Here is a 14,177-nt window from a genome sequence, read left to right on the forward strand (position 1 = left end):
TTTCTGAAAAGGATAAAGCCGACAAAGGTTTTATCCTTTTTTTTATTTGCTCAATCATCATTTCATTCACTAATCCTCTGATTAAATTATGTCAAGTGCCGATAAGAATTTAAGCGTATTCAACACCGACGGTTTGCCGGATATCAGTTCAAAAAAATTCGCGATCCTGGTTGCAGAATGGAACAGTGAAGTCACAGAGAGACTTTTTGAAGGAGCTTATCAAACATTGATCCAATACGGCTCCTCTCCCGAGAATATCGAAAGAGGCAATGTTCCCGGAAGCTTCGAATTAACATTAGGCGCGCAATGGTTCGCTGACCGTCGGGACGTTGATGCGGTGATCGCATTAGGCGTTGTAATCCAGGGTGAAACCAAGCACAATGATTACATCAATCACGCTGTGGCACAAGGCATTACCAATGTAAGTTTGAAAACAGGCAAGCCGGTCATTTTTGGAGTCCTAACGCCGAACACAATGGAACAGGCGTTGGACCGCGCAGGAGGCATTCATGGAAACAAAGGCGACGAAGCCGCCATGACCGCCATAAAAATGCTAGGCCTCTATCATCAAATCGCCTTAGCTCAATCCAGGTAAGCATTGACAGGCAAGTCATAAGTCGCTCTGCCGAAGCACATTCACCGCACCGGCGGCCCGGTCATTCATTCATTCATTCAATCATTCAAAATTAACCCATGCAAGTCTGGAAATTTGGCGGCACTTCGGTAGGAAAACCCGAACGCATGCATTCAATCCGCGAACTCCTTAATGGCGATAGAAATCGCAAAATCGTTGTTTTATCCGCATTATCTGGCTCCACCAATGCGCTTATCGCGATAGGGGAAGCAGCAAAGGCATATGACGATGCCAAAGCGAATGCTTTGACAGAGGAGCTGAAAACACATTACATGCTTTTCATAAAGGAATTGTATGCAACTGAGTCGGGGTTGGCAGAAGGCACTAAAATTGTGGAAACGGAATTCGGGTTTATCAAGTCGTTGATCGGCATTAAGCCTTTTACAATCAAACAAGAGAAAGAGCTTGTTGCTGAGGGTGAAATTCTAAGCACGAAAATGTTTCAGGCTTATCTTGCCGAAAAAGGCGAGAATTCTGTATTGTTGCCAGCATTGGATTTCATGCGCATTGACGCGGATGGCGAGCCGGAACTGGCAACGATCGAGGAAAAATTGGTTACAATTTTAAACCAATATACAGAAAAGCAAACGATCATTACGCAAGGATTTATATGCCGAAATCCGCGTGAAGAGGTGGATAATTTGAAGAGAGGCGGATCAGATTACACTGCGTCGCTTATTGGCGGTGCAATCCGCGCAGACGAAATCCAGATATGGACGGACATTGACGGAATGCATAACAATGATCCGCGCATTGTCAAAAGAACATTCCCGATTCGCGAGCTGACATTTGAAGAGGCAGCAGAATTGGCATATTTTGGAGCGAAAATTTTGCACCCGAGCACCATTACGCCTGCAAAGCTTCGCGGCGTTCCCGTTCGGCTGAAAAATACAATGCAGCCGGAAGCGCCCGGAACATTGATTGCAAATCAAACTTCTGATCGTGACATTAAAGCGATTGCTGCGAAAGACAACATTACAGCGATTTACATTCACTCGACCCGTATGCTGAATGCCTACGGCTTCCTTCGTAGGGTGTTTGAAATTTTCGAAAAATACAAAACACCGGTTGATATGATCACCACTTCTGAGGTGTCTGTGTCGGTGACGATTGATAATTCAGAACACCTCGACAAGATCAGTGCGGAGCTTCGTGAATTTGCTGATTTAGAGGAGCATGATAGAGATCAGAACATCATTTGTATAGTAGGAAATTTCAGCGCAGATAAGGAAGGAATTGCATTGAAAGTGCTTGACGCAATGAAAAACATTCCTATACGAATGATTTCGTATGGTGCTTCGGAACACAACTTATCGCTGCTGATTCACTCCAAATACAAGGCGGAGGCTTTGAATGTGCTGAATGAGCGCCTGTTTTATTACGAAGATGCAATGAAGGACATTTTTACAGCACCATAATATGTTACAAACGAATTTTATCCGCGAAAACAGAGAACTTACTATCGCCGGATTGACTAAGAAGCATTTTAAGGATGCGGCAGAAGTTGTTGACCAGATCATTGAGCTGGACAAAAAGCGCAGGGAATTACAGCAGGAACTGGATGAAACCCTGGCCAAATCCAATGCGAAAGCAAAGGAAATTGGCGGGTTAATGAAATCCGGCTTAATGGACGAAGCCAATGCTGCCAAAGCAGAAACGGCGACTTTAAAAGAACATTCAAAAGCGCTCGATGAGTCGCATAGGGAGATTGAAGCGAGGTTGCTTCAAGAGCTCGTGAAGCTTCCGAATTTGCCTCATGAAAGCGTTCCGGAAGGTCGGACAGCCGAGGATAATGTCAATGTGCTTGAAGCGGGTGAAAAGCCGGTTTTGCCACAGGGTGCATTGCCGCATTGGGAATTGATCAAAAAGCTTGGCAAAAACCTGGCGCCGATCATTGATTTTGAGCTCGGAAATAAAATCTCCGGAGCCGGATTTCCCGTTTATAAAGGAAAAGCAGCGCGGCTTCAACGCGCAATGATCGCATTCTTTCTGGATGAGGCTGGAAAAGCAGGTTATACCGAAGTGCAGCCGCCGATTGTGGTAAATGCGGACTCTGGCTTTGCAACCGGTCAATTGCCTGATAAAGAGGGCCAAATGTATCATGATGCGGCCGACGATCTTTATTTGATTCCCACGGCCGAAGTTCCGGTTACCAATTTATATCGCGATGTGATTGTTGCGGAAAGCGAATTGCCTGTTAAAAATGTCGCTTATACGCCGTGCTTTCGTCGCGAGGCCGGAAGCTGGGGCGCTCACGTGCGCGGATTGAATCGTTTGCACCAATTTGATAAAGTGGAGATCGTTCAGATCAATAGGGCTGAGGATTCTTACAAAGCTTTGGATGAGATGGTTGAGCATGTCAAAGGTTTATTGACAAAGCTTGAATTGCCTTATCGCATTTTGCGGCTTTGCGGAGGCGATATGGGTTTCACATCGGCCCTGACTTATGATTTCGAAGTTTGGTCTGCCGGGCAGGAGCGTTGGCTTGAATGTAGTTCTGTTTCCAATTTTGAAACTTATCAGGCAAACAGATTAAAATTACGATACAAAACGGCTGATAAGAAAACGCAATTGCTTCATACATTGAATGGCTCTGCACTTGCATTGCCGCGCATCGTGGCCGCATTGCTTGAAAATAACCAACAGGCGGATGGAACAGTTAAAATCCCAGCGGCTTTGGTGCCATATTGCGGTTTTGATACAATAGAATAAAGAAATGGTTTTATTATAAAAATGCCTTTACGTTTTCGTGAAGGCATTTTTTTGTTTAAAGCAGTTGGAGAAATTAAGATTTTGATCCTGAAATGGAAATGACCTTTTTAGGGAAAGCCAACCAAACGAAATAACCCGTGAGCAGAACAATGCTGACCTGCATAATATAATCGATTAAGAGCTCGGAAGAGGCAAATGGATCGGAAGGCGTCATGTAACACGGCATGCCCAGTCGCCACCAATAGGACGGGTGAACTACGCAAAGCACATTGAAAATGAGCAGCAATGTTACCTGGACTTTGTTTTTCCAATCAATTACATAAAAAACAAGCGGGAGGAGAAACAGGAAAATATAATTGCTGTAAGCGCTTTGCTGAACGATCATCATGGTTGCGTACAGCACAATCCAGACGCGCGAGACCATAATCCTGAAATCGGCATTTTTGAGCCTTAATGCTGTCAAACATGCAAGTCCGACGGAAATAACAAGTCCAATCCAGTTCCAAAACTTTTCACCCACACCGATCTGGTTAAAGAACAAGGGATTAAGGATTGCTGGAATGTTGGGCGCGCGCAAAGTTTTGGCCTCATCCAATGGCTGCATAAATTCCAAACCAACTAACGGATACAAGATCGCCAGCGATATTACGCCAACTATGACCATTGGAATAAGAAATCTTACCTTATGTTTTTCAAGAAGAAATAATGGCACCAGGATCAAAACAAAAATGGCTTTTGTCATGAGCAACCCAAAAGCGAGGATCAATGCATACCATTCGACGCGCAATGTTCTCTCGCGAGCCAGATAAGCCAGGATCACAAATAGCCACATCCATACATCTTCTTGCGCGCCGACAATGCAAAGCACTAATGCGCCTGGAAGCAAAAGATACACAAGCGACTTGAAGAGGAATGTGCCGCGTGACTGGAAAGGGCGGAAGAAATGGTAAGATGCCCAAAGCGCAACACCATCCATCAGGGCCATCACCAAAACAATCATTTTAGGGCTGAACCAGAATTTCAGGAAAAGCCCCAGAAAATAAGCATACAAAGGAGAATAGGGTGACCAGAAATCGCGGTAAACAACTTGGCCTAATGACGCTTTGCTTCCCTCATCCCAAAATCCAAGCACGTCAGAAGTTGGCTCCATGCCTGCAACCAGGTAAATGAGAACAAAAGGAGCAAGACGAAATAGAACCCAGCCTATGGCTAATGTAGAGCCAGCCGATTTGGTTTCGAACCATGTAGTAAGCGCTTGCCTTTTGAAAATAACAATCGCGGCAAGCAATATCGAAACCAGGCTGATGGCCAGTTTTGCAAGGACTATGCTCATGCAGCGATCAGTTTTCCAAAAACCACCTTACGGTAAGTTTCACGTAAGATCCATAAGAAGCACAGCACATTCAATATTTGCAGGCCATATTCAAACAAATAAGCAGGATTTCCGAACATCCCGAATGAAGTGTAAGCAGGCTGTTTGATATAAACCCAAACAAACGGCTGCACCACAGTAAGCCAGTTTACAGCCAAAAGAACGACAACATGTATCGTTTTGCGCACGTCGATGATCTCAAAAAGGACAGCCATCAGATATGCGATCAGATAAGCACCCATTGCGCTCGCCTGGAAAATCATCATGCAAACAAAGCAGGCAATAAAAATTCCGGGAAGCACTTCGTTAATATGTCTGTGACGCGCTTTGTACGCCATGAATGCAGGAACAAAAACAGTAAACAACAGCCCAATCCAGTTTATTAATGTTGATTTCTTTTCATTGACCGTAAAAATCAGCTCAACAAATGGCCTGCTGATCGAGAAAAGATTTGGCGTCATTAATTGTTCGGTGTGCCGAATGGGCATTAAAAACAAATCGCCGATTTGCCAATACAAAAACCCAATAGCTGGCAAACCAACCGCAGCCATCACCAAAAGCATCTTTACGGGTTTTTTAACAACCAATAAAAGCGCAGGCAATAAGAAAATAAAAGTTACCTTAATAGTCAAAAGAGCCAATGCATAAAGCAGTCCAATGCCGACTTCATAGTTTACGGGTTTCTTAATGGTAAACCGCCAAATGATCAAAGCAGCGCCCCAGAACCAGACTTCTTCCTGGCCATCGACCAGGATGTACATAAAGCCCGCAGGCAGCATATAATAGATTACTGCGAGCTGCAAAGCATTCGAAATCCTGGTTTTATAGGTGCTGTAAGTAAGCCATAAGATGAAGGTTTCCATGAGGACCATGAACAACACAATGGCGCGCGAGTTATGCCAGATCCAGACGGGTAAACTGATGATGTAAGCATAAAGCGGCGCGTGGTAAGACCAAAAATCCCGGTAAACAAATCCACCCCGCTTTGCGGCTTCGGCTTTATAAAAGAAGAAAGGGATATCGCCTCTTGGATCTTCATTGATCACCAGAAAAATGCCTATCCAGGGGATCAGCCTGAGCGAAATGAAAGCAAGCGCTAAAATAAGCTTCTCATTTTCCCTCTGCCATTTGGCGAAGAGGCTTGACTTGCTGATCGTCCAGATGATGCCAATCGTCAGCAGCAGATTGATGATGAGCTTTATATAAAATACAGTGAGAACGGGCATTTTTGAAGCAAAATTTGAGCGCAAAACTAAGACAAGTTTTTAAACAATCATATCATGCCATATCTGGGAGAAATAATTGGAATGGATTTCAATCTTAGCGAAGAGCATCAAAGTGTCCGCGAAGCAGCCCGTGACTTTGCACAAATGCGCTTATTCCCCGGCGTCCTGGAACGGGATGAAGCGCAAAAGTTTGACAAAGATCTGTTGCGGGAAATGGGCGAGCTAGGATTTATGGGCATGATGGTTTCTCCCGAATACGGCGGCGGAGGCATGGACACGCTGTCCTATGTGATCGCTATGGAGGAAATTTGCAAAGTGGATGCATCGGCTGGTGTGATCATGTCGGTAAACAATTCGCTAGTGTGCTGGGGGCTCGAAAGATTTGGCACACCCGAACAAAAAGAAAAATATCTTACAAAGCTTGCTTCCGGGCAAACAATCGGCGCATTCTGCCTTTCTGAACCCGAGGCTGGCTCGGATGCCACTTCACAGCAAACCACCGCAATTGATCAGGGAGATTATTATTTATTAAACGGAACAAAAAACTGGATTACAAGCGGCGACACGGCCGGGATTTGTCTGGTTATTGCGCAAACCAGCCCGGAATTGAAGCATAAGGGCATCAATGTGTTTATTGTTGAAAAAGGATTCGAAGGTTTTGTAGTTGGTAAAAAGGAAAATAAAATGGGCATAAGGGCTTCTGACACACATACATTGATGTTTACAGATGTGAAAGTGCCCAAGGAAAACAGGATAGGAGAGAATGGTTTTGGCTTCAAATTTGCCATGAGCACGCTTAATGGAGGACGGATTGGCATTGCCGCCCAGGCACTTGGGATCGCGTCGGGAGCACTCGAATTATCTCTGAAATATTCAAAAGAGCGGAAGACATTTGGCAAGCCCATCAGTGAACATCAGGCCATCCAGTTTAAGCTGTCCGAAATGGCCACAAAAGTGGAGGCGTCAAGGCTGCTGGTCTACAAGGCAGCACGGTTGAAAGACGAGGGTAAGGACTACATTCAGGCATCCGCAATGGCGAAGCTCTTTGCCTCCGAAACGGCAATGTGGGTGACGACAGAGGCCGTCCAGATTCACGGAGGCTATGGTTACACAAAAGAATATCATGTGGAACGCCTGATGCGCGATGCGAAAATCACGCAGATTTACGAGGGTACCTCTGAAATCCAAAAACTTATAATTGCCCGCGAGCTCTTGAAATAACTTGAAAATTGCTATCCCGCTCGTTTTAATCTAAATGTTGGATTAAAATGATACAGAAATATGACTTTTTTTCAGTTTTTTGTCAATATATACTTGTATTAGTTTTGTACAATTTATTAGATTTGTACAAAATTTGAAACATAGGTCAGAAGGGCCCTTAAATATATCAAGTATGGAAGACTATAATAAGATTATTGAGTCGCTGGGGGTAAAGTTTGTGAAAGCGCGTCACATCAGAATTTTGCAACCGATAACCATCAAAAACTTTTACGACGTTCAGAATTCGTTGACAATTTTATACGACGGTGAAGTTTCTTTTGGCTCTGAGGAATCGCAGAAGGTTGAGGAAGGTGATATGTTGTTTATTCCCGGAGGCAAGCATGCTACGGTTACGTATGGTAACACGCAGACTGCCAAGACCGTTTCGAATGAGGAGTTCATGACCAACCGGGATAATTATATTGAAGCAGGCCACGATCCGGCATTGATCGGAAAATTGCCTAATTCGTTTGGATTAATATCTTTTGAAGCCAAGGTTTTTGATACAGTTAACTTTTTCACTTCACTGGACGTTCCGCCGTTCCTGATCAAAAGAGATGATCAGATTGCGATCACAATCAATCAGATCCTGACGGAAGATATGCTCGATACACCTGGAAAAGGTCGTATCATCAAGATCAAGACAGAAGAGGTTGTTATCGAGATCATTCGTTACATCTTGAAAAACAAGTTGTTTGTAGAGCAATTGGTAACAAACAGCACGTATTTCAAAGATCCTCGTTTGATCGATATTTTCGCGTACATCAAAGACAACCTGGGCGGAGATCTTTCTAACAAGGTTTTGGCTAATGTTGCCAATGTTTCTGAGGATTATGTAGGGCAATATTTTAAAATGCTAACCGGCATAAATCCGCAAGATTACATTGAATATCAGCGCATGGAAAAAGCGGTTGATCTGCTTCGTACATCGAAGAAAAGTATTCGCGCAATCGGTTCGGACGTGGGTTATAAAGACACAGCTTATTTCTGCCGTCGTTTTAAAATGATGTTCGGGATTCCAGCTGGTAAAATGCGCCGTCGTGAGTCGTTGATGAACGTGTAGAATTCAAGATTTTAGTATAAATGAAAAGAGGACCAGCGAGTCCTCTTTTTTTATTTAAAAGCCAATTAAAAAATATTAAATGGGTGTAAACTGCACGGCGACGATCTTCCAGCGCCCACCGGATTTTACGCAAACCGACATGTAGGACAACTCGCCTTCGAAGCCAGCATTTTCAATGCGAGCCTTCACATTCCAAAGCCCGGTCGTGACCGCAACATCTCCGTAAGTCCGCGTTCGTGCGGCAGAAAGCATTCCCGAATCGATGACAATAATGCCTTGTGAAACAGCCTGGACCAGTTGATTACTTTGAATAGGCTGTCCGCGCATTCCTATTGCAGTAAAATCGTTGGACACCAAGCTGGACAGCGCAGCGGCATCCTTCTCGGCCAGTGCTTTGAAAAAGAGATTGGAGCAATCAGTGCCGTCAATTGGCTGCACATTGCTCGTCTGAGCCGCGGCAGTCAAACAGAATGTCAATCCCAATAATATCAATAACAAGCTCTTCATGCATTAGGGCATTTTTGATATCGCTAAAAGTATCAAAACAAATTCACCTCCTGAAATTATATGATTAGATTCGTCTTTGGTTTGATCAAACGACGATTACTCAAATGAATAGATTAATTGCGAGAATGCTGTTTGGATTATCGCTTTTCGGGATTGCTGCATGCTCGTCTGCACCGGATAACTTAGGCGGACTAGATTTGAAAAAATGGCGTAGCGACCGCGGCGGATGCAACAATGTAAGAGCCGGGATTGCGAAGGATTTCAAAAAAATTGAAGGAGAACTAAAAGGCAAATTTGCAGATGACATTGGCGAGCTGCTCGGCCGGCCCGACATCCAGCAATTGGGTGAGAGAAATCTTAAATATTATGTTTATTTCCTGTCCAAAGGCTCGCAATGCACCGACATTCAATCAAAGTCCACGGCGCCAAAAGTGATTCTTAAATTTAATGCTGTGGGACTGCTGAGCGAAATCACGTATCAATCGCGCGCGTTGTAATCAGAGATAAAACTTCTTGATCTTGATAAGCTGCTCCACCGGCTCCGGAACCAGGTAACGAATCGAATGGCCCTTTTGCAAGCACGAGCGAATGTAGGTTGCCGAAATATCCAGGAGTGGCGCGGCAACAAACTTTACATTCGGATGATCCGCAAATGCATGCTGCTTAGAGTTCGGCCGCGGGTAAACGTAGAGACCGGTGTATTCTAATATTTTGTCGTGGTTTTTCCAGTTTGGAAACTGTGCCAAATTGTCTTCCCCCACAATCAGCTTGAACTCATGCTGTGGAAACTTCTCCTGCATGCGCACCAGCGTATCGACCGTGTAACTGGGCTTAGGCATGCGAAATTCGACATCTGAGGCCCTAAATGCAGCATTGTCAGAGATTGCCCGCTGAACAAGATCATAGCGATCAAATTCGTGCAATAAGCTGCTGTTTTTCTTAAATGGATTTTGAGGACTGACTACAAACCAAACCTGCTCGAGATCTGTCGATGTAGCCATTGTGTTGGCAATGATCAGGTGACCAATGTGGATTGGATTAAATGATCCGAAGAAGAGGCCTATTTTCATTGAATAAAATCCAGAACCAGCGTTTCCGCTTTTCTGAGTGTTTCTTCAAGATCATCATTAACGAGGACAACATCAAATTTGTCTTCGAAACTAAGTTCATAACGAACTTTGCCGAGGCGTGTTTCGAGCGATTGTTCTGTTTCCGTTCCCCGCTCGCTCAGCCTCCTGATAATTTCAGCTTCGGAAGAAACTTTCACGAAAACGGCAAGTGCATGTTCGCGATAAATTTCTTTGAGTTTGAGTCCGCCTTTGACGTCCACGTCAAACAAAACGTGTTTTCCTTCTGACCAAAGGCGCTCAATTTCAGTTTTGAAAGTGCCGTAATAATTTCCGGCGTAAACCTCTTCCCACTCGGCAAACTCGTTATTTGCGATTCGCTCGCGAAACTCCCGCTTGGGTAAGAAATAGTAATCTTTTCCGTCCACTTCATGGTCACGCTTTTCCCTGGTGGAAGCAGAGACAGAAAATGCCAGAAGGTTAGGATATGTTTTTAAAAGATGCCTTACGATTGTAGTTTTTCCAGAGCCGGAAGGCGCCGAAAATATGATAAGCTTACCTTTCACACGAACAGCATTAACTGTTTATTTTAGAAATGATTGTAGTCAAAATGCTTTGAGGGCAAGGCTTCTTTTCGATCTTAAAACTGAGGGAATCTTTGATGCATTTCTCCAGTCTGTACGACTCGATACAAGGTAAACATTTGTCCATGTTTTCACGAAAATGATCCTTCTCTGCTTCGGTCGCTTCATCATCGAGGATTGCCTGAATCACCTTCATGCACTCAGCGTGATGCTCGCATTTCTGCTTCATGGGTTGTTTTTGCGCTTCTTCAGTGATTGAAGGCGTTGTAAGGGATGCATTCATTATTAAAATGAAAAATAAAGAATAATGGAATATATGTACAGTTGTACACTATAACCGAAGAGGTTACAAAAAAAGTTTCACAACCTATGAATCATATCCCATTGAACTCGCGTAACTCTTAAGTTTTTCTTTCAATAAGTTACGCGCACGGTGTAATCTAGACCTTACCGTGCCAATTGGAATGTCGAGAATCTTCGCCATTTCTTCATAAGTGAAACCTTCAATGTCGCAAAGAATGATCACCGTACGAAAGTCAACCGGCAATGCATTCAAAGCATTCGCAACTTCATCACCAATTAATTCCTGAACCGCATCAGCACGAAGATCAACCGTATATGTTGTGTCAGAAGCTTCTTCCGAGTTATAAGTCGTTTCAACCTCCTGGTAATCTACTTTGGAAGGTTCTTTACTTTTTTTACGATAATCGTTTATGAAACTGTTCTTGAGAATGCGGAAAAGCCACGCCTTTGCATTGGTGCCCTGTTCAAAAGAAGAAATAAATCGGAAAGCTTTTAAGTATGTGTCCTGAACCAGGTCGTTGGCGTCATCTTCGTCCATGGTAAGACGAAACGCAAAGTTATACATGGAGTCAATGTGTGGCATGAACTCACGGTTAAAAACTTCATAACGAAGGTCATCCGTGTATTCATTAGTCGTGATCGTTTCTGACATGGCAACTAACATAGGAATGCTGAATTTACAAAGATTAACAACAGCTCCAAATCGTACAAATTAAAATTTGATGAATGGCTTATTGAAGCTACTTAATAGCCATTAATTCACGATAAAAATTAAGTCAACCGGGAATCGCTTCCTGAAACATTCCAATTGAATTGCCTCCTGCCGTATTTAATGTATATACATCAATTTTCGAGCCTGCAGGCTTTCGTGTCAAAATGGCAGATTAACGTTTGGAAAAAAGTTCCAAAAGGATAATTAATAATGTAGTGAACAACGCACTGGCGCCAATGCGGATGAGCGTATAAAGGATCATTCCAAAATGATTGATCTCTATTAAGAACAAAATCGAATGATGAACCAGGATAAGCGGAAAAATGTAACCCAGGAAAGCGCCAAGCCCCTGCGCCCGAATCCCGACCTCGGCCCTCTCGGCTCCGCGCGATTTCATTTGATAAAGTATGAGATACGGTCGGAGGTAAGCGATCAAAACAGTGGCTGCAGCGTGCATCCCATACGTATTGGAAAATACGTCAACCGTGAAGCCAATGCCGAATGCAATGAGTAAAAGATACATTCTGTCCACGTCAGCGGGCAAAAGCAGCACGCCGGCAATGTAGATAAAGCAGAAAGCATAGTTGAACAATACGACATTCCGCATAAAGAAGATCTGCAGAAGCAGATACAGCAGGATCATCAGGGAATATTGTATGGCCTCTCGTAAACTCATTTGGTGTCTATCGTACGTATTTTAAGACTATCCTGCTCCCCAAGTTGTTGATTTTGCACCACATAAACGTAGGAAAGGTTTCGGAAATCGGTAGAAAGCCTTAGCGTAATGTTGTAAAACGTTTGATTAGGATGAACCGCAACTGTTTCAACTTTGCCGACCATAATGCCAGGAGGAAAAACAGAATTTTGATCGGAAGTGACGGCCGAGTCTCCTTTGAAGATCTTCGTGTATTTTGAAACGTCGATCATATCAATCAGGTTGGGATCTTTTCCCGCCCATTTGGCATAACCGATTTCATTACTGCGCAGAAGCTTGGACGAAACCATAAACTGCGAGTGCAGAATGGACGTCACCACAGCGTAATTTTCCGAGCAAAATCTGACCTTTCCAACAACGCCCGTGGCCGAAATAACGCCCATCCCAGGCTTAATGCCGTCACTCAGGCCCTTATCGATAGTCAGAACATTGTTTGACTTGTTTGTCTCGTTATCGACAACCTTCGCGACGGTAAATGTAAAGCGAGATGCAAACGTGGAATCTGGAACATAGCCAGCCGGCGCATCACCAGGTTTTTTCTGTGTCAATGCCGTCACAGTTGCACGCAACTTCGCATTTTCGTTAGCCAATGCAGAATTGACTTCGTCCAGTTTTGTGTATTCCCTTGCAGAGTTGGAAAATGCCAATGTTTTGGCAACGTAATGATTGGATGTGTTGAAATAAGTTGCGCCCCAATAAGTGTTGCTGCGCACAACCAGCCAAATACTGAGAACTTCCAGCAAGACAAAAACCAAAAAGAAACGATTCCGGACAACGAAATCAACGAGTTGGAGCATGGGCTAAATTGTTCACACGCAGTTCATCAATCGGCGCACAATGCGTAAAATATAAATTTTTCAGATGCCGCGAGCCACGCTAATTGATGAACTGTGAACGATCCAATACTACGAAATCAGGACCGGCTTATATAATTCAAGATTTTTCAGGACCTCGCCTGTTCCTTTTACAACCGCTTTTAACGGATCGTCTGCAATGTGAACGGGAAGCTTTGTTTTTTGAGCAATGCGTCGGTCGAGGCCGTGAATAAGGGCCCCACCGCCAGTAAGATAAATTCCGTTTTTGAAAATATCTGCTGAAAGCTCAGGAGGAGAAATTTCAAGGGCTTTCATAACGCCCTCTTCAATTTTTGAAATGGATTTGTCGAGAGAATAAGCGATTTCGCTGTAAGTAACGCGTATTTCTTTTGGAATCCCGGTCATCAAGTCGCGGCCACGAATTTGGTAATCGTCCAATGGAATTTCCAGTTCAGGAGACGCAGAGCCAATGGCCATTTTGATCAATTCGGCAGAACGCTCACCGATCAACAGATTGTGCTCACGGCGCATATAATCAACAATGTCTCTTGTAAAAACATCGCCTGCAATGCGGACAGACTGCTCGCAAACAATCCCGGACAATGCAATGACAGCAATTTCCGTTGTTCCACCGCCAATGTCAACGATCATCACACCGTTAGGCTGTGTAATGTCGATTCCAATTCCAATAGCAGCAGCGATAGGCTCGTGAACCATGTAAACTTCCTTTGCGCCGGCGTGCTCGCATGAATCCTTAACGGCGCGTTTTTCAACTTCTGTAATTCCGGAAGGAATGCAAACCACCATGCGGTGAGAGGGAGTGAAAAATCGGCTGCCCGTGTCGATCATTTTGATCATGCCGCGGATCATCATTTCAGCAGCCGTAAAGTCAGCAATTACACCATCTTTAAGTGGGCGGATCGTCTTGATATTCTCATTGGTCTTCTCATGCATCTGCATAGCTGTGTGTCCGATTGCTAAAACTTTGCCTGTGGTTTTATCCATGGCAATGATCGAAGGCTCATCAACAACTACTGTATCTTTGTGGATGATCAGGGTATTCGCAGTCCCCAAATCGATCGCTATATCGCTAGTCAAAAAATCAAACAATCCCATATATTTTATTAAAATTTTCGCTCACTTTGATTTCAGGTTGGCAAAATTACAGATTATTAACCACAAACAAAGGCATTTAAAAAATTTCAGC

General features: G+C 43.9%; 16 protein-coding genes. 6 read left to right on the plus strand and 10 right to left on the minus strand.

Annotated elements, in window-relative coordinates; translation table 11 throughout:
• The first annotated feature begins 88 nt into the window (after positions 1–88).
• The 3 genes from ribH (at position 89) to serS (ending at position 3,346) form a co-directional block, all read left to right on the plus strand.
• Complete coding sequence (gene ribH / locus LZG73_RS23120; RefSeq protein ID WP_233854942.1) at positions 89–595, plus strand: 6,7-dimethyl-8-ribityllumazine synthase; 507 nt, start codon at positions 89–91, stop codon at positions 593–595.
• 98 nt (positions 596–693) lie between these two features.
• Positions 694–2,052, plus strand: a complete 1,359-nt coding sequence (locus tag LZG73_RS23125; protein WP_233854944.1) for an aspartate kinase — start codon at positions 694–696, stop codon at positions 2,050–2,052.
• 1 nt (position 2,053) lies between these two features.
• A complete protein-coding gene (serS, locus tag LZG73_RS23130) occupies positions 2,054–3,346 on the plus strand; it encodes a serine--tRNA ligase (RefSeq protein ID WP_233854946.1) in 1,293 nt (430 codons plus the stop codon).
• Positions 3,347–3,419: 73 nt separating this feature from the next.
• Here the strand turns inward: serS and LZG73_RS23135 are convergent, their stop codons facing one another.
• Both LZG73_RS23135 and LZG73_RS23140 read right to left on the minus strand, forming a co-directional pair.
• Positions 3,420–4,679, minus strand: coding sequence for a hypothetical protein (locus LZG73_RS23135; protein ID WP_233854948.1), 1,260 nt, complete (start codon positions 4,677–4,679; stop codon positions 3,420–3,422).
• Positions 4,676–5,944: a hypothetical protein gene (locus LZG73_RS23140; protein ID WP_233854950.1), complete on the minus strand. Its 1,269-nt coding sequence runs from the start codon at positions 5,942–5,944 to the stop codon at positions 4,676–4,678. The genes LZG73_RS23135 and LZG73_RS23140 overlap by 4 nt, the downstream gene beginning before the upstream one ends.
• A gap of 81 nt (positions 5,945–6,025) precedes the next feature.
• Here LZG73_RS23140 and LZG73_RS23145 point away from each other — a divergent pair, with 81 nt between their 5' ends.
• Together LZG73_RS23145 and LZG73_RS23150 are read left to right on the plus strand one after the other, a co-directional pair.
• Positions 6,026–7,165, plus strand: a complete 1,140-nt coding sequence (locus tag LZG73_RS23145) for an acyl-CoA dehydrogenase (RefSeq protein WP_233855270.1) — start codon at positions 6,026–6,028, stop codon at positions 7,163–7,165.
• A 172-nt stretch (positions 7,166–7,337) separates the two neighbouring features.
• A complete protein-coding gene (locus LZG73_RS23150) occupies positions 7,338–8,267 on the plus strand; it encodes an AraC family transcriptional regulator (RefSeq protein ID WP_233854952.1) in 930 nt (309 codons plus the stop codon).
• Between the two features lie 75 nt (positions 8,268–8,342).
• On the opposite strand, the gene LZG73_RS23155 is transcribed toward LZG73_RS23150, so the two are convergent.
• Complete coding sequence (locus tag LZG73_RS23155; RefSeq protein ID WP_233854954.1) at positions 8,343–8,774, minus strand: nuclear transport factor 2 family protein; 432 nt, start codon at positions 8,772–8,774, stop codon at positions 8,343–8,345.
• 104 nt (positions 8,775–8,878) lie between these two features.
• On the opposite strand from LZG73_RS23155, the gene LZG73_RS23160 reads away from it, so the two are divergent.
• Positions 8,879–9,271: a hypothetical protein gene (locus LZG73_RS23160; RefSeq protein ID WP_233854955.1), complete on the plus strand. Its 393-nt coding sequence runs from the start codon at positions 8,879–8,881 to the stop codon at positions 9,269–9,271.
• Here LZG73_RS23160 and nadD read toward each other — a convergent pair whose 3' ends face one another.
• The 7 genes from nadD to LZG73_RS23195 all read right to left on the minus strand — a co-directional run bounded on the left by nadD (position 9,272) and on the right by LZG73_RS23195 (position 14,086).
• Positions 9,272–9,844: a nicotinate (nicotinamide) nucleotide adenylyltransferase gene (gene nadD, locus LZG73_RS23165; RefSeq protein ID WP_233854956.1), complete on the minus strand. Its 573-nt coding sequence runs from the start codon at positions 9,842–9,844 to the stop codon at positions 9,272–9,274.
• Positions 9,841–10,407 (minus strand): guanylate kinase, encoded by a 567-nt coding sequence (gene gmk / locus LZG73_RS23170; RefSeq protein ID WP_233854957.1) that lies wholly within the window; start codon positions 10,405–10,407, stop codon positions 9,841–9,843. Before gmk ends, nadD begins: the two co-directional genes overlap by 4 nt.
• Before the next feature lie 10 nt (positions 10,408–10,417).
• Positions 10,418–10,708 (minus strand): phosphohydrolase, encoded by a 291-nt coding sequence (locus LZG73_RS23175; protein WP_233854958.1) that lies wholly within the window; start codon positions 10,706–10,708, stop codon positions 10,418–10,420.
• Positions 10,709–10,792: 84 nt separating this feature from the next.
• Positions 10,793–11,392, minus strand: a complete 600-nt coding sequence (locus LZG73_RS23180) for a sigma-70 family RNA polymerase sigma factor (protein ID WP_233854959.1) — start codon at positions 11,390–11,392, stop codon at positions 10,793–10,795.
• 220 nt (positions 11,393–11,612) lie between these two features.
• Positions 11,613–12,116: a hypothetical protein gene (locus LZG73_RS23185; protein ID WP_233854960.1), complete on the minus strand. Its 504-nt coding sequence runs from the start codon at positions 12,114–12,116 to the stop codon at positions 11,613–11,615.
• Positions 12,113–12,952 (minus strand): rod shape-determining protein MreC, encoded by an 840-nt coding sequence (gene mreC, locus LZG73_RS23190; RefSeq protein ID WP_233854961.1) that lies wholly within the window; start codon positions 12,950–12,952, stop codon positions 12,113–12,115. The genes LZG73_RS23185 and mreC overlap by 4 nt, the downstream gene beginning before the upstream one ends.
• A 108-nt stretch (positions 12,953–13,060) precedes the next feature.
• Positions 13,061–14,086 (minus strand): rod shape-determining protein, encoded by a 1,026-nt coding sequence (locus LZG73_RS23195; RefSeq protein ID WP_019946014.1) that lies wholly within the window; start codon positions 14,084–14,086, stop codon positions 13,061–13,063.
• Between the last annotated feature and the right edge of the window lie 91 nt (positions 14,087–14,177).

Source organism: Dyadobacter sp. CY326 (genome assembly GCF_021390515.1).
Taxonomy (GTDB): domain Bacteria; phylum Bacteroidota; class Bacteroidia; order Cytophagales; family Spirosomataceae; genus Dyadobacter.